At 64.2% G+C, this 18,694-nt stretch carries 12 protein-coding genes; 7 read left to right on the forward strand and 5 right to left on the reverse strand.

The features are described from left to right. Positions 1 to 23 precede the first annotated feature (23 nt). Genes ACTWPB_RS07995 through ACTWPB_RS08015 form a run of 5 tightly spaced genes read left to right on the forward strand, consistent with a single transcriptional unit; the run spans position 24 to position 6,177 of the window. Complete coding sequence (locus ACTWPB_RS07995; RefSeq protein ID WP_446225043.1) at positions 24 to 1,286, forward strand: aminotransferase class I/II-fold pyridoxal phosphate-dependent enzyme; 1,263 nt, start codon at positions 24 to 26, stop codon at positions 1,284 to 1,286. Next, entirely contained in the window at positions 1,279 to 2,397 is a 1,119-nt protein-coding gene (locus tag ACTWPB_RS08000) for a hypothetical protein (RefSeq protein ID WP_446225044.1), read from the forward strand. Before ACTWPB_RS07995 ends, ACTWPB_RS08000 begins: the two co-directional genes overlap by 8 nt. A gap of 21 nt (positions 2,398 to 2,418) precedes the next feature. After that, a complete protein-coding gene (locus tag ACTWPB_RS08005; RefSeq protein WP_446225045.1) occupies positions 2,419 to 3,654 on the forward strand; it encodes a hypothetical protein in 1,236 nt (411 codons plus the stop codon). Then, positions 3,647 to 4,882, forward strand: coding sequence for a class I SAM-dependent methyltransferase (locus tag ACTWPB_RS08010; RefSeq protein WP_446225046.1), 1,236 nt, complete (start codon positions 3,647 to 3,649; stop codon positions 4,880 to 4,882). Before ACTWPB_RS08005 ends, ACTWPB_RS08010 begins: the two co-directional genes overlap by 8 nt. An 8-nt stretch (positions 4,883 to 4,890) precedes the next feature. Continuing rightward, the gene (locus ACTWPB_RS08015; protein WP_446225047.1) at positions 4,891 to 6,177 is read left to right on the forward strand and encodes a condensation domain-containing protein; all 1,287 of its coding nucleotides are present in this window, start codon (positions 4,891 to 4,893) and stop codon (positions 6,175 to 6,177) included. A gap of 164 nt (positions 6,178 to 6,341) precedes the next feature. On the opposite strand, the gene ACTWPB_RS08020 is transcribed toward ACTWPB_RS08015, so the two are convergent. The 5 genes from ACTWPB_RS08020 to ACTWPB_RS08040 all read right to left on the reverse strand — a co-directional run bounded on the left by ACTWPB_RS08020 (position 6,342) and on the right by ACTWPB_RS08040 (position 11,094). After that, positions 6,342 to 7,031, reverse strand: a complete 690-nt coding sequence (locus tag ACTWPB_RS08020; RefSeq protein WP_446225048.1) for a hypothetical protein — start codon at positions 7,029 to 7,031, stop codon at positions 6,342 to 6,344. Between the two features lie 17 nt (positions 7,032 to 7,048). Beyond that, positions 7,049 to 8,920 carry a glutaredoxin domain-containing protein gene (locus ACTWPB_RS08025; RefSeq protein WP_446225049.1) on the reverse strand — a complete coding sequence of 624 codons (1,872 nt, stop codon included), beginning with the start codon at positions 8,918 to 8,920 and terminating at the stop codon, positions 7,049 to 7,051. 91 nt (positions 8,921 to 9,011) lie between these two features. After that, positions 9,012 to 9,215, reverse strand: coding sequence for a hypothetical protein (locus tag ACTWPB_RS08030; RefSeq protein WP_446225050.1), 204 nt, complete (start codon positions 9,213 to 9,215; stop codon positions 9,012 to 9,014). A gap of 514 nt (positions 9,216 to 9,729) precedes the next feature. Continuing rightward, positions 9,730 to 10,257 carry a hypothetical protein gene (locus ACTWPB_RS08035; protein WP_446225051.1) on the reverse strand — a complete coding sequence of 176 codons (528 nt, stop codon included), beginning with the start codon at positions 10,255 to 10,257 and terminating at the stop codon, positions 9,730 to 9,732. 387 nt (positions 10,258 to 10,644) lie between these two features. Next, a complete protein-coding gene (locus tag ACTWPB_RS08040) occupies positions 10,645 to 11,094 on the reverse strand; it encodes a hypothetical protein (protein ID WP_446225052.1) in 450 nt (149 codons plus the stop codon). A gap of 407 nt (positions 11,095 to 11,501) precedes the next feature. On the opposite strand from ACTWPB_RS08040, the gene ACTWPB_RS08045 reads away from it, so the two are divergent. After that, positions 11,502 to 12,014: a hypothetical protein gene (locus tag ACTWPB_RS08045; RefSeq protein WP_446225053.1), complete on the forward strand. Its 513-nt coding sequence runs from the start codon at positions 11,502 to 11,504 to the stop codon at positions 12,012 to 12,014. Positions 12,015 to 12,079: 65 nt separating this feature from the next. Then, entirely contained in the window at positions 12,080 to 18,562 is a 6,483-nt protein-coding gene (locus tag ACTWPB_RS08050; RefSeq protein WP_446225054.1) for a helicase-related protein, read from the forward strand. Positions 18,563 to 18,694 lie beyond the last annotated feature (132 nt).

Below are 18,694 nucleotides of genomic sequence, written 5' to 3' on the forward strand. Positions count from 1 at the left end.
CGGTAAATGCCGAATGTGTTGACGTGTACAAGAAAGTGAGAGCCGGTGTCGATTCCGACTCCAGCCAAATCGGGCAAGGGCGATGCTTGGTCGATCCCAGTGAGGACTCGCTCCTTATTCTCGGACAATGTCTGGGCGAGGAGTGGTACCGATCCAGGCTGGTCGACTACAGTGGTGCCTGGCAGGAGCAGGAGCGGGCGGTGGTCGCACACGCTCTCTCCAGGATCTGGAATGTAGACGTCGCACCTTCGAATGTTCGATTCACCGAGGGAGCGACCGAGGGAGTTAGCCTTGTTATCGAGTTCCTCGCTGCGAACGGATTCAGTGTGGCGCTGCCGCTCCCGTCCTACTACATCTTCGAGCAATCGCGTGCCGTGAACGGTATGCCAGTAGCTTTCTACTATAATGAAAACGGGAACACCTTTCCGGTCGCCGACGAAACATCGGAACATATCGCGTTGGTCTCGGTAATGCCGAACGGTGTCTCGGGGAGATTATTTCATGAGCCGGACATTAATCCCGGATACCTGTTTTTCGACACCGCGTTCCAGATTGGTCATCGATCTCACGATCTACCTTTGAGGACCCTCGGTGAGAAACTGAGAAATACGGACCTCGAGCGTTGTGTAGTGACGTTCACGGCCAGCAAGGATTTGTCACTACCCGGCCTGAGGCCAGGAGTCGTCGTTTCCTGGGACGATCGACTCATCGAGAGCATCGACCAAAGCCGATTCGCGCGATCCTACTGCCTCAATCCGTATGGGTCGCTCGTATCGACCTCGTATGTGCTCGCAATCGGGGACTACAGCCGAGATCCCGGCGAGGAGAGCGCCTTCGCCGATGTCGACTGGGTCGCTGCCCATGTAGGTACCGATGCAGGACAGGCAGTTTCCTCACTCGCGGAATCGATGATTGCGCATTTCGGCACCGTGATGAGCGGACTGGCGTCGGGCTGGGACGTGATCGAGCACTCGTGGATCGCAGACGAATGCGATCTGACGAAGATCGAGCCCCACGCCGGATACTCGGCCCATGTGCCCGTCGGCCGTACGATTGGCTACGAGAATCTCGTCGCGGCTTGCAACACCGTGGGCCGCAATTTTCGGCTGAAGCTGAACCCGACCCTGATGTTCGGCGGAAGCGCGGCCGCCTGGAACGGACTCTATCCGTGCAGGGCCGGTGTCCGGGTAAACATCTCCGAGTCTCCTGCCTGCCTCGAACGAACGCTCCGAACCGCGAAGGCCGGCCTGGATTCGATGTCCAGGGGAGGTAAACGCTGTGCCTAAGTACCCGATCGTGGCAGAGTCGTTGACCACCGCTTCCAGATTCGACTGGGCATCGAACAATATCGACGCGGACACGCTCCTCGATGCTGTCGCATCCGCCGGCATCGATGCGACCGACTCGGCGCTGGTCTACAACGCGATCGACATCGAAGCATCCCTCAGACGGTACCGTGAAGCGGTAAGGGAGCACAGCGTCGGATTCGCAGTCAAGGCGAACCGCACGCAATCGGTTCTCAGGCACATGGCGACGGTTGCCGACTTTGCCTCTGTCTCGAGTGTCGCCGAGTACGTCTCCGCGGAGGCGGCTGGCTTCACGGAGTTCAGATTCGTATTTCCCGGTGATTCGGAAGAGTTGCGCCGGGTCGTAGGCGAGACAGTTGCTGGCGTAATATTCTGCAACTCCATTCCCCAGTTCGAGGAATTTGCGGGCCTTACGAAATCTGTCGGATTACGGTTGCGCACGAGCCCTGTGAGCAGATTCGGTGTCGAGGTAGGACAGCTGTCCACGCTAAATGTTTGTGAGAGAGGACGCGTTGGTCACATATTGGGGCACGTCGCTGACGTGCGCGATATCGTCCAGCTGCGCGCACTGATCGGCCTCGTTCGTGACGCGATGCGATATCTGCCGAACGTTGAAACGGCGAGCCTTGGAGGCGGAATGACCGCCCTCTTCCGAAACGTCGGTGCCGACCAGGTGCGGCAGGTTCTGTCCACCGAGCTTTCGCCGTACGTCCGGGCTGTCGAGCTCGAACCGGGCGCCGATGTCGTAATGGGTTCAGGGTACATCGTGTGCAATGTGGTGACCGTTTCCAGAAATGCCTCATTTCAAGAAGTCACCGTTGATGCATCCGTGTTCTCGCTGAACAGCTGGACCGACATCGAATTCATCGGCTGTCGCCTCGTCGACGGCGCTGACCGTCGCCGGAGCGGCCCCACCCGGATAGCGGGGCCAACATGTTACGAGGGCGACGTGTGGTTAATTTCCGAAGAAGCACAGGAGTTCGCTGTCGGCGACCGCCTCGTCTTCCGAGGTTTCGGCGCGTATTCAGCCAGCATGTTTCGGCCTATCCACGGCCTGCGGCACCCGGTTGAAGTACTTGTTTCAATATAGCGAGCAACGAGGATAATGGACATGATTACGAGGGTGCAAACGCTGCTTTCCGATCTATCCGTGGCGGAGCGTGGCTCGATAGTGAATCTCACACCGAGTGAGAACAGGCTGAGTCCTCGAGCTGCGGCGCTGTTGGGATCCGATTTGGCGAACAGGTACCACTTCGGAGCCGACTTCAACGGCACCGACGAGTTCCCCGCGGGCGCACGGGCTGCCAGTCTGGTCGAGGCGGGCAGGACCGCGCTGGCGGAGCTGGGTCGATCAGAGTTCGTCAATACCCGACCTGTATCGGGAATGTCAGCTATGCATCTGGTGCTGTACGCGATGGCTCGGCGGGGGGCAGGAACGATCTTGTATGTCGACGAGACCAGTGGTGGTCACTACGCGACCGGCGAGATCATCAAGATGTTCGGCGGGGTCCCCGTACCGATCGGCTACGACGAGTACGGCGTGTTCAATGTTCGATCCGCATTGTCGAGCGTGGACCCGCGCTCTGTGGTGGGGGTGTATCTGGACGTCCAAAACACCGTGGTAGAGCCCGGTTACTCGGAAGCGGTCGAGGAGCTGCGAGAGGGGGGTGTGGATGCGTGGGTGCATGTCGATTGCAGTCACACGCTCGGATTGATCCTCGGAGGTGCGCATAGTCTGCCCGTAGTTGACGGGCCTCTGTCCTTCGGCGGATCAACCCACAAGACCTTCCCGGGCCCGCACAAGGGTTGCATCATGACCTCCGATGACGCGGTGAACAAGGATCTCGATGGTGCACAGCCGTACATCTTGAGCAGTCACCATCTCGCCGCCGAGGCATCTCTGGCTTTGTCGGCGTTGGAGTTTCAGTCCTACGGCGCGGAGTACGCCTCGCGGGTGTTGGAGAGTAGTCGAGCCCTCGCGGATGCCCTGATGATCCGGGGCGTGGCGGTCGAGTCGGTGCCTTCGGGATGCGTTGGATCCCATCAGGTGTGGGTGGGTCCCGGTGCACGCTGCGCCAACACGTGGTTCGAGGTCGCGGACATTCTCGCCGCCAAGGGAATCTTCCTGAACGTGCAGAGGAGCCTTCCACGCTTGGGCGGGCCCTCGCTGCGGCTGGGGACCGCTGAGATGGCGCTGCTCGGCGCCACCGCCGAAAGCATGAGCATCGTAGCGGACATGATCGCGTCAGTAAGCCGCGGCGAGCTCGGTGCTGCCGGCCCGGACTCCGTCGAGAGGCTGCGGGGATCGTTCGGTGCGCCGCTATGGGACGGTGTGCCGGTTGGATAGCACGTTCGAGCACGTCCCGCTGCTGACCGAGGAACGGATCGAATCGATCGCTGCATGGTTGCCGAGTGTTGTGGAGCGCGCCAGTAGCCGACTTTTACACCTCGGCGAGCTTGCGTTCGACGAGGCCGCACTGCTGCTGCGAGCAGGGTTGGCCGCGCGCGTGCATTCGGCGACCTGTCCAGGCATAGACGAGGTAGCAGATGATCGAGAGCTGAGGGCTCTGCTCGAGAATTGGACAAGGCCTTTCGACGATACGCACAGCCGTTCCGTAGTTCGGGCCTCCCAGATCGGGGTGTGTCTCGGTCTCGTCAGCTGGCTGTCTGAGCTCGGTGTGGCGCACGTTGTCCAACGTGAGGCTCTGTACAACGAGTTTCATGGTTTCGGTGGCACGGGTGACCACCGGCCATGGAGTCTGTACGGGCAGGACTATTTCGCCGAACAGGCTGCTGGATACAACCGACGCCGATTCCGCGGCGACGAGTTCTTCTCGGCCGTGAAGAGTGCACTCTCGGCGTCGGTGTCACCATCGTCGACTGTTGCCGATATTGGTTGTGGGACAGGGGCTCTCTCTGAGGTTGCGGCGAACCTGGGCGCGAAAGTGGTTGCGACGGACCTGTCCCGGGACATGTTGCGAGAGTTCGGTGGGTCGACCACGCACGATCGACAGATTCTGACGGTGCAGTCCTCATGCCTTCATCTCCCAATGGTCGACGAAGCGGTCGACTGTGCGATCGAGCACGAAGTATTCTGCTTCGCTCCGAGCCCGGTCCGAGCTGCGCTGGAAGCTCTGCGTGTAGTCAAGGACGGCGGGATACTGCTCCGGCTGGTTTCCCGGGTGGGATTGGACGAAGAACTCAAAGATGTCGAGGGCCTCTTTCACGACGCGCTTCGAACAATGGGCTATTTCGGGTTTCGCTTGTACGGCAAGGGCGCAGACGCCGCGATCGACGAGACCCTGCAGCGGCTCGGGTTGGTGGTCGAGGGCGAACTGGTCGGCACGTGGTCCGTAGCAGTGTCCCGTCAGGAGATCCTTTCCCGGCTGCAGTCGGGCTTCGTTCCCTACTTGGGTCGAATACCGGCAGAAGACCTGATACGCGCAGGTGACGTTGTGTCGGAACAGCTCTTGGCTCACCGGATCAGCGTCGATGAACCGCTGGTTTGCACTGTCTCGTTGGAGGCGCACAGCACTCGTCGACGTCTGTCGCAATCTTGCAATCGTTCGAAGTGAGGACTGGAATGGCCATTCGTATCGAGGTTTCGCCGAGCCTGCAATTGGAATCGAGACTTGCCACCGTCGCCAGCGGTGGCCGACGTCCGATTGCGCTGCGGTGGCACGCCAGTGGCGAGATACCGTTCTCGATGGAATTCGTTGCGGGGCTTTGCTCGGTGCTGCTGGCTCGGCACGACATCCTGCGGTTCCGATTCCAATCTGCAACGCGGGTGGACGTGCTGGACATGCAATCTGCCGTGCAACAGATGATCGCCAACTTCGTCGAGATCCGCGACGTCGACGACAGCGATTCCGAGTCGTTGGCGAAAGACCTGAGTGTTTCCTTCGAACCGCTCGATCTGTCGCAAGGATTGGCGACACTCGTTGTTTGTATCGGCCGTTCCGGAACTATCGTTACGGTCATCGTCGCCGTCGACCATATAGCGATGGACGAAAGGTCCTTCGTCGGGCTTGATCAGAGCATGCGGGACATTCTGGCGGGTCCTCACATCCGACACGTTGATACCCGCTACGACTACTTGGCCTACTGCCATGAGCAACGGCTGACCCTGGCGTCCGAGGAAGGCCGAGAATCTGTCGCGCAGGCCCAACGCAGCATGGACACGCTCGGCGGCTACCCTCCACGGGTCGATGGACTGTTGCGAGCTGACCAGTGCTCGATCGATCAGCCAACCCTGTCTGAGCGCACGACAGCGGTGTCCTGGCGCTCTTTGACGACCACTGCACGAACCGAGCGAGTCAGCGTCTACACGTTGTGCATGGCCTCGTTCTTCGATGCGTTGACGACGGTGTTCGACCGGAGGGTACCTGCGGTATGTGCGGCCGTTCACGGCAGGTCGAAGGTGCGATATGCGGATTCGTGCGGGTTGTTCAGTTTCGGTGTTCCCATCACGGTGGTCGATCGCGAGTCCCGGCTCACGCCCAGCGACCGACGTCGAATCGTCGACGCAGAATTCGCCACAATCGTGGATGGCGCGCTGCCATTGGTCCAGCTCGGGCGACGGTTCGATCTCGACTGGACGAACCCGTCAGCTGGGGCTGCGATCTACTTCGAAGTCCGCCCGCGGCGGCGCGCGGAGGCCAGCACCGCACACCGCGGTGAGTTCCTACTCGCCAAGGCCGGCGCCAGACCGGGCATGGGCAACGATGTTTTCATATCTGTCCGCGAGGACGACACCGGCACCGCGAAAGCCACTGCTGAGTTCGATGCGGGCACCGTCGACGGAGCACAGATAGATCTGCTTTTGACCTCGCTGTCGGACTCGTTGGCACTCGCCATGGACCATCGGTAGCCGGTGCACGATCCGGGCCTGCCGGGATTGGTGGTGTCGGGCTGCTCATGATCTCGGTATCCTCAGGGTCTCGGAGCGGGTGTCGGAGCGGGCTTAATGGCTCGCTTCGAGCAGGGGGATGATGCCTTGTGGCAGGGGAGTCGGCTACGCCTTCGCTGCGGCTGTTAGGCCTCCGCGCTGCTCACAGTGTCGATGAACGTGCGTCCGTGCAGGTCGGCGGTTGTGACATTCTGCCGGTAGGTTTTCGTCTCGCCGGAGGGCCTACGCTCGAACACGTCCACCAGGTAGTGGGTGGTCTGCTGGGGGGTGATCGTCAGGCAGTAGACCGTGGCGACGGGGATCGTATCGATGCCCTGTTGGATCGTCGCCGCCGAGGACACCGGGGATTCAGGGAGCACTAGGGCCCGTACTTGCTCACCCGAGCGTGCGCTGTAGTACGCGTGTTGGAAGGCGAAGACGGCCGGAACCCCGCCGGCTGTGCCGCCGGGCCCGTTGCCGCGATACACGTTGTCCTCCACGGTGTTCGGGCAAGGTCCGCCGGACAGAAAGTTCGCCGCGGTCGTTGGCGCCACCAGTGGGGTAGCACTCGGCGGGGCAGGAAGTGCGGTGTGCGTCGGTCCTGCCGTGCTGATTCCCAGCGCAAGCGCGCCGAGACCGAGTGAACCCACGGCTGCCGCGATCCCCAGCATCAGATGCCGGGGACGGCGTGCCGACTCGGCATCGGCGCTGCTGTCGCCCGGTGCAGCCTCGACGGGCTGTTCGGGTTCGGGCGCGGGTTCGGGGACACGCAGAGGCAAGAGCACGGGCGTCCACGGCCCCGAGGGAGGGGCCGACCGATCGGTGGTGTCGTTCATTCTGATCATCTCCTTGTTCAACGCCCGCGGCCGAGAGTGCGGTGCGGAGTGGGGTTGGTTGTGGTTGGGCCGACCGGGGTTAGCGCAGTGCCAGCCAAGGCCGTTGTCGTGGCGATCGGGGTCAGCGGTCCGCTGGCGGCCCGCAGCGCCTGTTCACCACGGCGGGCCTTTTGCAGCGCGGCAAAGGTCGGCCGTCGGCCATCACCCTGCGCCGCGCCAACCCCTGCGCCCTGCCCGTGAGATGGCGAGTCGACCGGTTCATGCGCGCTGGCTTGGCGCGCGTAGCGCACGGCCGCCTCTACCACCGCTCCGGTCTTGCGAGGATCACCGTTGGGAAGCGAAGCCCATCGCGGCGAGCCCAGTTCCGGGATCTCGCCTCGCCGCTGGGCACTCCTCAAGTACGGGGCGGCCCATTTCTGCGCAGCCTCGACGCTCAGGCGATCCGTCGCAGCGGGGCGGCGAAACCCCGGCGCTACAGCAGCCGCCTCCTGTTCTGCCACCACGTCGGCGCGCAGCACACCCGACAGCGACTTGAGCTTGTCGGGGCGGAAACCCGTGAACCGAGTGTTTCCGGCTTCGACCACGGGGGTGCCACGAAATCCCATGTTCAACAGATGCTCTCGCGCGTCGGGGTCCTGGGCGACATCGACGATCCGATAGGCGAACCCGAGGTTGTCGAGCGTGCGTTTGGTGGCATCGCATTGCGGACAGTGGGGCTTCGTATAGACGGTGATCTCGACGCCCTCGCGTGGTGGCGTTTCGGTCTGTGGCACGGTTGTCTCCGAAATCTGTTGGTTGTGTATCGCTGTGGCCGCCGTGCTCTCGATCGCGTACTCGGCCCCGATCTCTGGGGCCCACACCCACCGCCAGCCGGTCTTTGGGTCCAACGAACGCCGAAACGCGCCTTCCAGGGTGTTCTCGGCCTGGGCGAGGAGCGCCTGGGCGGTCAGGAAGCCCTGTTCGAGCTGAGCATCGGTGACCGGCACGAGTTCATCGATGTCGTGACCGAGGTCGAAATGGTCGCTGAGGTCCTTGCCGGTGGCCGCCTCCACGACCACCACCTCCCGCACCAGGCCGATCAACAGCCGGCTGACCTCGGCGGCGTGGCGGTAACCGGCCTCGTCACGGTCGGCCACGATCACCACCCGCGCCGCACCGGCGAGCTGGCGGGCGTGCGCGCGCCAGAAGACGCCCGCCCCCATCGCATTGCAGGTGGCGACCAATCCCGCCCTACGCGCCCGCTCCGCGTCCTTCTCGCCCTCGACGAGGAAGATCTCCTCACCGTCGGCGATGGCCTGCGCTACCTCGGGAAGGCGGTAGAGCACCGGCGCGAAACCGCCCTTGTCCCACCGGCCACCGGCATCCACCCTCCGCTGGAAGAACAGCTTGTCGATGCCCCGTTCGTGCGGGACATGAATCCGAACCACTTCGCCGAGCGGAAGGCCCCGCTCGTCGGTGTAGAGGTAGGTCGCGACCCGGTAGGGGGGGCCGATGACTTTGCCGAGGCGTCGCTTCTTCGACAATTTCGCAGGACCGCGTTCCTGCCGCTGGTCCGGTCGCGACTCGGGTCGAGGGGGTCGGGGCAGAGGTGGTGTGCCAGGCTCCCGGACCCATTGCCTGTCCCAGATCGCGTTGCCGGGCAGTCCGATAGCGGCCAGGACCTGCGTATCGGGGCACCCGGTGAAGCACCGCACGACCGTCTTGGCCTGGTCCTCGTTGTGGATCAACCCCAGGCTCGGGTCCGTGTCCTCGTGCGCCGGGCAGCAGTACATCGTCCACCGCCCGCGCTGAGGCGATGGGCCGGGTACGCGATTGTGCTCGAACGCCCACTCCTCGAGGGCACGCGTGATTCGGGCGAACGAAGCACTCGAGGCGGATGTATCGGCCACGGCGCACCACCTCCACAGGTGCTGAAGTATCGAAAGTATCTAAAACATCTAAAGCTGGTCATGAATGGCTGAGCCCCACTGGACGGTCAGCTCAGCGGCGCTTGGTTCGACTCAGCAGGCTCGCCAAGGTCATCCCCGCCGCTGCGCCCGCCAGGCCGCCAGCGACTCCCCGTGCCACGCGGCCCGTCTGCCTGCGTGCCAGGGGCGAGCCCGGGTTTGGGCGTCTGTACTTCACGGCGATCACGACGACCGTGATCAGGATGGCAACGGACGGATATATCAGCAGGATCGACATTGCCGACCACCTCTTCCTTCATCCATCGTCCGGCAGATCGCCGGATCTTGATCCTAATGTATCGAATGTATCTAAAGACGTCGCTGCGGGTTCGCTGATCGGCCACGATCATGTGCCGTCGCGCTGCTGGGCGACCGCATCGGACCACTCCTGGCAGAAACCCAATGCCGCAGCGGCGAGAAGCCTGGGGCGCATTCTTCCCTGCCTAGCGAGGGTTCAGTCGTCCGATCGAGGCTGGGACCGCAGATGTACCACGCCCAGCGTCCCTGCTCGGGCCATCGGTCCAGTGTTCGGGGGCTCTGTGGGCCGATGAGGAACCAGTGGTCCCCGATGCGCAGCGCACTGACGTCGTAGGTGCACGCCAGGGTCCGCAGGGTTCGCCACCAACCGCCACCGTGCTCCCTGACGAGCAGCGCCAGCCTGATCGCACGGCAGTAGCTCAGTTCCGCGTGGATTGCCCATGTCGCGGTGGGGAGGGCAGGGCCGAGGAAGCGGGCGTTGCGCGAACGTACGTTCATCGGCTGCGCCGTGCGACGGCGGCCGGTGTCCCGGCTGTCGTGACCGCGGTCGTACCGAAGGCGAACCAGCCGTGGGCGACCGCGTGTGCTTCGACCCCTCGCGCACTGTCGGCGATCAGTTGCTCGACGTGGCGGGCATGGCGTCGGGTAGTCGATTCATGGTCGCCGCGGTGGCGAGATCGCCCCTCGGGCGAGCTATCTCGCCACCCTCCGGCGTCTACCTGTGAGCCTGGGGTGTCGGCCCGATCGAAATCGTCGTAGTGGGCACGCCACCGTGGGTCGGCGCCGAGCACGCCACGATGCTCGCGCAGGTAGTGCGCCAACACCTTGTCCGCGCGGGCCACGGCTTCGGCGGCGCCGTCATCGGGGCTGATTCGCACGAGCGCGCCGTGTTTGTCGATGTCGATGTAGGAGGTGGCGTTCGCGGCGGTGTGGGCCTGTTCGAGCACTGCCTCGAGGTAGCGGGCGGTCATGGTGACCGATTCCGGGGTCTTGCGGTCAGGGGAGATGAGTGGGTCGGGCATTGGATCTCGGTCCTTTGTCGAGGGTTGGTCGGTTGCTGGGCTAGCGCCCAGATTCCGAAGCATCTATTGATGCTAGAGACTCTATTGTATCGAAAGCATCTAAAGGGCGATCGATTCGACCGATGCCCGCCAGGTTCGTCCAGGTCAGCGGCCTGAAAAGGTAGTCGTCGCACTCGACGCGCGCGAGTCGGGCCGCTGGTCGGCTCGGGCACGCGAGTGTGGCGCGCAGATGCGTCGATCGTGGGCGATGCGTAGCCCTTGCCGAGGTCGCCGGTGCGGGCGGTCTCGTCGGGAGTGTCGATTCGATGGTGCAACCAGCTGGAAACCCCGCTGGCGCCCAAGTTCGTGAAAAGAACTTGGGCGCCAGCAAGGCGGTGCGGTCTGCGGCTACGGTGCCGCGACCGTGGCGGCGGACTCGATCGGGGTGGCGGGTGTTGTCTGCCGTCGGGGGAGTTGGTCGGCCAGGGCCTCTTCGGCCCAGTCCGACCATGCCGGGTAGAGTTCGGCCTCGGCCCACCAGGTGGCTCGTGCGTCGGCCATGAGCTTTGCGTCGCCACTGTACGAGCGGCGCGGTCGGGTGCCTGCCTGCTCGGGTGGAACGCGTCGACCGGGAGGGAGTCGGTCGGGAGCGGGTTCGTATTCGGTCAACCCCAACTCCGCGCGCTTGCGCGCAGTTTTCGAGGCGAAGGCTGCATCCAGCCATCCTGCCCATGTGGGGAACTGGCGAATCTGCTTCTGCCACTGCTTCTTCGCGTCGGACCAGACCTCGTTGCTACAGGAGAAGTTCGTCCTGGCCTTTGTCGGCATCTCCGTCTCGTCGGACTGTGTGTCGGCCACGGGTTTCCTTCCCTCTCGACGGCATCGCGCATTCGGTCCGCAGTCGGCTTTCGGCCGCATCTCCGATGGTTCCAGTGTATCCAATGGTCCGATCGCATCTAAAGCAGCGAGCGCCCGACCGGGCCGGAGCACTTCAGGTGCTCGATTCTATCGAGTCTTTCGATACATTAGAGTGCATCGAGTTCACCTGCGGCAACCGTCTCAGGTGGATGTTCCCGACACATCAGCAACAACGGAACTATTGGGGCTGGTGAGATGCGCCGCCCCGCCGTCGAACACGGAGGCGACCATGGCGCGGCGACCGCGAAGAATGCAGATCAGCGAAGACCAGCTGAGCCTGGAGGCACTATGGGGCGACCCGAACCCGGCACCCTCGACCGTCGACCACCGAAAGGACAACGAACGCGATGATCATCGACCAGGTCAGGACCTATTACACGACGTACTTGCCACGAACGACACAGGCGCTGGAGGACCCGCAGACGCACTTCCAACAGCTGGCCGAACAGATCAGCGAGCGAGTCGAGCAGATCTCGACCCAGCTGGAAACGGAAGCGATCACACCGGGGCAGGACTACCTGGAACGGGCGGGGACGCTGAACACGGTGCGCGCCCAGGCGACGGAGATGGCATTGGCCGAGCTCCTGTACTCGATGCCCCAGGAGAACCAGGACGACCCGGAACCGACCCGGACCGAGCGCGACCTGCTGGTGATGCAGCAGGAGGAGCAAGCGGTGGAGCAGCGGCTGGAGATGGAGTCGGGCAGCCCCGAGGCGATCGAGTGGGATCGCCGGTATCCGCATCTGGTCGAGGAAGTGCACTGGATGCTGAGCGATCACGACGACTTGACAGCCGAGCAGAAGCGCGAACAGCTGGCGCTGATCTTGGAGAGGCAGGACGCCGCGCGGCCAGCGCGGTAGAACTCGGCTCCAGCACGCAGGACACCATTGTCGCCGTCGGGGGACGGGACTACCTCATCGACGGTGTGCAGACGTGGGAAGTCGGCCGCGGCGAGTCCACTGGCGGTGACGCGCAGTGGACTCGCCTCCGCGAGGTCGGTACGGCGACCAGCGGGGCGGAAGCCGAGCGTCTGGCACGGGCCGATGCGATGTTCAGCCCGGTCGAACTGGCAACGCTGCGGTGCACGATCGAGGACGAGGCGTACGCCTACGGTGGCTACAACCGGCCACCCGAGATCTTCAACCCCTCCACCGCGCCGCGATACCTCACCGAGGGGCCGTTGAAGGCGCTGTCGGCGGGGGAGCGATTCGGGCCGACCTGGTTGTGGGTCGAGTGCTATCTGCGCGCCCGCCCAGACCTCTACGACGAGACACCCGCCTCGGTCCAAACCCGTCAGTACGAACGCGCACACGCCACCGGGCCGATGGTCAACGCGGCCGGTGAGCACCTTCGGGCGGGACGCTTCGAGCAAGCCCGCACGCTGCTCGACCAGGCTCAGCTCATCAATCCCGCCGATGCCACCGACTACGTCGAGATGCGCTCCCGCATCGAGCGGCTGGCGGGGTTCGTCGACAAACTCGGGCTGTCGGCCCACGAACGGTTCGACGGGGTCCACGGACAACGGGCACACGTCGTCGTCGGTGAACACACCTTCCTCCTCGAACCCAAACGCGGCCAGTGGATCGTCCACCCCGCCGCAGACGCCGACGCGGCGCCGATCACCGAAGCGTTACCCGTGCGCGAAGTCATGCCTCGGATTCGTGCCCATCTGGCCGAACGCCCCGTGCCGGACAATCCCGCCGCAGCTGAAATCGTCGGCACCGAAACGAATCTCGCTTCACCCCGAACTGATCAGCCAGAACCTGCCGCCCTGGCCAAGGACGCGACGGCTCCGCTGCCGATCCTCATCGAGCACACCACCGAAGGCACACTGGTCCGCAACACCGACAAAGCGAACCTCCAACTCCGCCAAGCCCTGCACGACGCCAAATTCCAGTGGTCACGGCCCCAGAAGTTCTGGTACCAGCGGCGGGCGACCGACTTCGCCGTGCGTACACGCCGTGTCGGGTACCTGCGAGCCTCGCTCACCAAGCTCGGACTGCCGTTCACCGAGACCGGCGCTGCGACCACCACTGACCCCGCGGCCCTCGCCCCCGTCCACGCGGACACAACACCGCAGACCGACCACGCAACACCTATCGAGTATTGTGAGATTCAACAGGATTCGACTGCCCTGCCATCGCCGCCAGCAGCCTCGAACGGTCCGAACCCTGCCCCTGCCCCTGCCCCTGCGCCGTCCGAGTCGCAGGCACCGACAGCCGTGCCGGTCACCACCGACCAGTCACCAGCGACACCACCTCGAACCGAGCCGGTCACCACGGCGACACCCAATGCGACCGGTCCCGTGAACGTGGGATTCCGACGCTCCGAACGGCTTCCGGCACCCGAAGTCGAGATCCCCCGATCGCCACAGCGGCGCATCGAGGCAAACCTCGCGGCGATCCAGACCCTCCAGGCCCTCGAACGCGACAATCGCACCCCAACGTCGGCCGAGCGAGAGACCTTAGCGAAATGGACCTCGTGGGGCGCTGCCGCAGGGATCTTCGACGCCGAGCGTGAAGAGTTCCGCGCCGACGCCGAATCGCTGCGAACCCTGATCGGCGAAGCCGGGTGGAAGCAGGCCAACCGCACCGTCCTCAACGCCCACTACACCGATCCGATGATCGTGCGGGCGATGTGGGATCACCTCCAAGCCCTAGGACTTGCCGACGGACGAGTACTCGAACCAGGCTGCGGTGCAGGAGCATTCATTGGACGCTCCCCTGAATCGGCGCGTGTGACCGGCGTGGAACTGGACTCCATCACCGCCCGCATCGCGCAGGCGCTCTACCCGCACGCCGACATTCGGGTCGAGTCCTTCGCCGACACTCGCCTGCCGGAAGGGCACTTCGATGCCGCGATCGGCAATGTGCCATTCTCCTCGACCCGGCTCCACGATCCGGTGCACAACACCGGCGAGCACAGCATGCACGACCACTTCATCCTCAAATCCCTTGCCCTGACCAAGCCAGGCGGTGTGGTGGCGGTCGTGACGAGCTCATTCACCCTCGACAAGAAGAACCCCGCCGCCCGCCGCGAAATCGCCGACCACGCCGACTTCCTCGGCGCGATCCGCCTGCCCAACGGCACACATCGGCGAGTCGCGGGCACCGAGGTGGTTACCGACATCGTGGTCCTGCGCCGTCGTGACGGCGAACCCCGTCACCTCGGCGGACCGTTCGAGCTGGCCACCAGCATCGAACTGCCCGTAGCCGGAGAAACCGGTGAGGCGGCCGTGCTGGTCAACGAATACTTCGTCAACAACCCGGACATGGTGCTCGGCGAGCTGCGGGCCGGAACCAGCGTGTACGGCGGGATGGCGGTCGAAGTGGCTCGTCGCGGTGAACTGGAACCGCAACTGCGCGAGGCGTTAGACCGCATCGCCAGTCAAGCCCTGGGCGAGGGCATCTCCCACCAGCCCCGCGAAATGGCCGCTGGAGAACGACGTGCGGCTGCCGGTGCACCGGGCGACGCGAACGAATTCCCCGGACACCTGCGCGCCACAGAGCGAGGGTTCGAGGCACTGCACGTCGATGGCACCTACAGCGAGCTGACGGTCCCCAACACCCAGGCCGAGGAACTACGGGCGCTGCTGGGGCTGCGCGACACGGCAGTGTCGCTGCTGGAGAACGAGGCCGCCAACGCCGAGGACTCCGACGAAATCGAGAACCTGCGCACTCAACTCAACCAGCTCTACGACCGCTACGCGGCACGGTTCGGGCCGATCAACCGGTGCACGTGGCATCCGACCGGACGGGTCGACGGCGGGGGCGAGCCGGTGATGTCGGTCCGTCGTCCCCCGGTCATGCGGCTGTTCCGCGACGACCCCCACGCCCCAGTAGTGCTGGCGCTGGAGGACTACGACGCCACCACCGACACCGCGGTGAAGATGGCGATCATGCGTCAGCGCGTCGTCGCGCCGCGCAGTCCGCGTCTGGGCGCCGACACCGCCGAGGACGCGATGGCGATCTGCCTGGACACTCACGGCCACATCGACCTGCCGGTCATCGCGAGCCTGCTCGGTATCGACGACGACCAGGCCCGTGCGCAATGCCGCGGTCTGATCTACCCCGACCCCACCGAGGACGGCCGTTTCGTTCCCGCGCCGGAATATCTGTCGGGAAATGTCAGGCTCAAGCTCGACCAAGCCCGCGACGCCGCAGCCGCGAACCCGGAGACCTACAGCGACAACGTCACCGCGCTGACCGCGGTGATCCCGGCCGATCTCGGACCCGCCGAGATTGACGCCCGTCTCGGCGCGGTATGGATCGACGCGCCCGACGTGCAGGCGTTCCTCAACGAGATCCTCAACGACGACACGATCACCGTCGAGCACACCAAGGCGGGGGAGTGGAAGGTCACCGGCGGCCGTTCCGGCGTTCTGGCGACCCAGGAATTCGGAACCTCCCGTGTCCCCGCGCCGAAGCTCGCCCGCGCCCTGCTGCGCCAAGCCCCGATCCGCGTCTACGACCCGGACGAGAACGGTGAGGCGCGGATCCCCAACCCCACCGAGACCGAGGCAGCCAACGAGAAGGCCGAGCAGCTCAACGAACGGTTCTCCGAGTGGGTGTGGGAGAACCCGGTCCGCGCCGTACGGCTGAGCGCGGAATACAACCGCCGCTTCAACAACCTGGTCCTGCGCAACTACGAGGCCGACGGCAAGATGCTCAGCCTGCCCGGCCTGTCTCGGGTCTACACCCCCCGCCCGCACCAGCGCGCCGCGGTCGCCCGCATGGTCGCCGAGCCGAATGCGGGCCTCTTCCACGCCGTCGGCGCGGGCAAGACGCTCGAAATGGCGATGGGCGTCATGGAACTCAGACGCCTTGGACTGGTGAACAAACCAGCGATCATGGTGCCCAACTCCATGCTCGACCAATTCGCCCGCGAATTCCTCCAGGCATATCCGCAGGCACGTATCCTCGCCGCTGGCACCGAAGACCTGGCCGGGGAGAAACGAAGACAGTTCGTCGCCCGCGCAGCGACCGGCGACTGGGACGCGATCATCTTGACCCGCGGCTCATTCCAGCGTCTCGAGGTTTCCCGCGACACCGCGCACTGGTATTTCGACCGCGAGATCCAACCCCGCCGCGAGTACCTGTCCGAACTCATGGCCAGCAGGGCCAAACGCACGACCGTCAAACGCATCGAAGACGCAATCCTCAAGTCCGAGGAGAAGCTGAAGAATAAGCTCGGCGGCCCTACCGATCCGGGCATCACCTTCGAGCAGACCGGCATCGACTACCTCGTAGTCGACGAGCTGCACGACTTCAAAAATCTGGCCACCGACACCCAGATCGAGTCCGCCGCCATCGCCGGAAGCCAGCGAGCCCAGAAGCTACACATGGTGGTGGAATACCTGCGCGACAAGCACAACGGGCGCGCCATCACCGGCGCCACCGCCACCCCGTTGGCGAACTCGATCACCGAGGCATACGTCGTGCAGCGGTACCTACGCCCGGACCTGCTCGAAGACGCCGGAATCCGCAACTTCGACGAGTGGGCGGCCACCTTCGGCAAGACCAAAACCGAGTTGGAGATGTCGGTCGACGGCAACTCCTGGAACCTCAAAACCCGACTAGTGGGCTTCCGTAACGTGGTCGAGCTGCAACGCATGTTTCATGTTGCCGCCGACGTGAAGCTGCCCGAAGACCTGAAGCTCCCGGTGCCCAAGCTCGCCCGCCGCGCCGACGGGCAACGCGCACCTGAAGTTATCTCGGTCCCGGCCACCGACACCCAGCTCGAGTACGTTCGCGATCTCGGTGATCGCGCCCAGAAGGTGAAGTCGCGCGCGGTTGACCCGAGCACTGACAACATGCTCAAAATCTCTTCCGACGGCCGCGCCGCAGCCCTGGATCTGCGGCTGGTCAAATCACTCGGACTCGCTGTGGCCGCAACCGATGTCGCAGCGGACCGCCTCGTGCTCGACGGCATGGAGGGAGTCGCCGTCAGCACAATAGGTGAGGATCAGTTCGGTCTCAAGCTCGAAGCGGCAGCGGACTGGATGTTCGAGAAATGGCAGGCCGCCAAAGACCAGGTTTACCTCGGCAGGGACGGACAACCCCACCCTCGCCGCGGCGGTCTCGTCCTCGCATTCTGCGACTTGGGAACGCCCGGTGAGGACTGGAATGCCTACGACGAACTCAAGACCAAGCTCATCGCGCGGGGCGCTCCGGCGGAACTGTTCGCCTATATCCACGACGCGAAGAACGACAAGGGAAAAGCGGCGCTGTTCACCAAGGCCCGCAGCGGTTCTGTGCAGTTCCTGTTCGGCTCCACATCCAAGATGGGAGTCGGGGTGAACATCCAGAACCGGATGGTGGCCATGCTGCATGTCGACTGCCCTTGGCGGCCAGCTGACGTCGAGCAACGTGATGGGCGCGGTATCCGCCAAGGCAACCAGAACGCGGAGATCGCGGTCGCCCGCGCTGTCACTGAAGGCACCTTTGACGCTCGAATGTGGGCAGCTCAGGCACGCAAAGCCGCCATGGTCAACCAATTCCTGAAAGGCTCGCTCACCGTCAGGGAGATCGATGACATCGGCGACGCAGCCCTCAACGCCAACGAAGCCCTCGCTATCGCCAGCGGCAACCCGCTGGTGCTGGAGAAAGCCGAAATCGACATCGAGGTCACGAAGCTCGAACGCCTACGCCGAGCCCACCAACGCAGCCAATCCATGCTACACATCCGTATCCGCGACGCTGGCAACGCCATCCCCGGCCTCGAAGCTGAGATCGATGCCTACACCCAGGCAATCGCGCACCGAACACCGACCAAGGGCGACGCCTTCGCAGCGAAGGTCAACGGTCGCTTCTTCGACCACCGCGGCGACGCTGGCGACGCGCTCGCCGCGCGACTGTCCAAGCTAACTCAGGACCCCCGGGCAGCCTGGAAGGAGTTCTCCGATCAAGGCATAGCAGAGATCGCGGGTTTCACCCTCGACGCCCGCAACGTACCCACCGGCCGCGAGGCTCACGTCGAGGTCGTGTTCTCCGACATCAATGCCGATCTCTACGTCACCTTCGATAGGAAGACTCTGGAAAAGGGTGGAGCAGGCGTGATGCTCAGGCTGGAGAATGCGGTCAACGGCCTGGACAAACGACTTGACGTCGCGACTGGCCGACTCGCTACCGAACGCACGGAACGTAAACGCTCCGAACAACGTTTGGGTAAGCCGTTCGAGCACACCGAGCGGCTTGTCGCGCTACAGGCACGGCAGAAGCAGATCAACCAGGAACTGTTGGGCGGCAAGGAATCTGAACCGGAGGCCGCACCGAGCGGGATTCAGGTACCTGACGGGGTCGAGTTCGTCCGGCCAGCCGACGCCGTGGGATTGGTCGGTCAGTTCGGTGGTGTAGCCAACGGTGCTCGCGGCAGTTCCGTCCTCACAAACCAACGGCGGGGTCTGTGAATGTCGTATCGAGGGCTCGCTCCACCCACCGGCGAGAGGGGCTGGCGGTTGGCCGAGATCGGTGGCCAGTGTGAGGATCTCGGTGGCCACCGAGATCGGCGGGAACGCTCAACACCAATGACGTATGGACCG

The organism is Nocardia sp. IBHARD005, from assembly GCF_052814245.1.

Coding starts and splice junctions, on each gene's coding strand:
- ACTWPB_RS08035 (WP_446225051.1), bottom strand. CDS start 10,257: ATGCCCGACCCACTCATCTCCCCTGACCGCAAGACCCCGGAATCGGTC.
- ACTWPB_RS08005 (WP_446225045.1), top strand. CDS start 2,419: ATGATTACGAGGGTGCAAACGCTGCTTTCCGATCTATCCGTGGCGGAG.
- ACTWPB_RS08020 (WP_446225048.1), bottom strand. CDS start 7,031: ATGAACGACACCACCGATCGGTCGGCCCCTCCCTCGGGGCCGTGGACG.
- ACTWPB_RS08030 (WP_446225050.1), bottom strand. CDS start 9,215: ATGTCGATCCTGCTGATATATCCGTCCGTTGCCATCCTGATCACGGTC.
- ACTWPB_RS08045 (WP_446225053.1), top strand. CDS start 11,502: ATGATCATCGACCAGGTCAGGACCTATTACACGACGTACTTGCCACGA.
- ACTWPB_RS08015 (WP_446225047.1), top strand. CDS start 4,891: ATGGCCATTCGTATCGAGGTTTCGCCGAGCCTGCAATTGGAATCGAGA.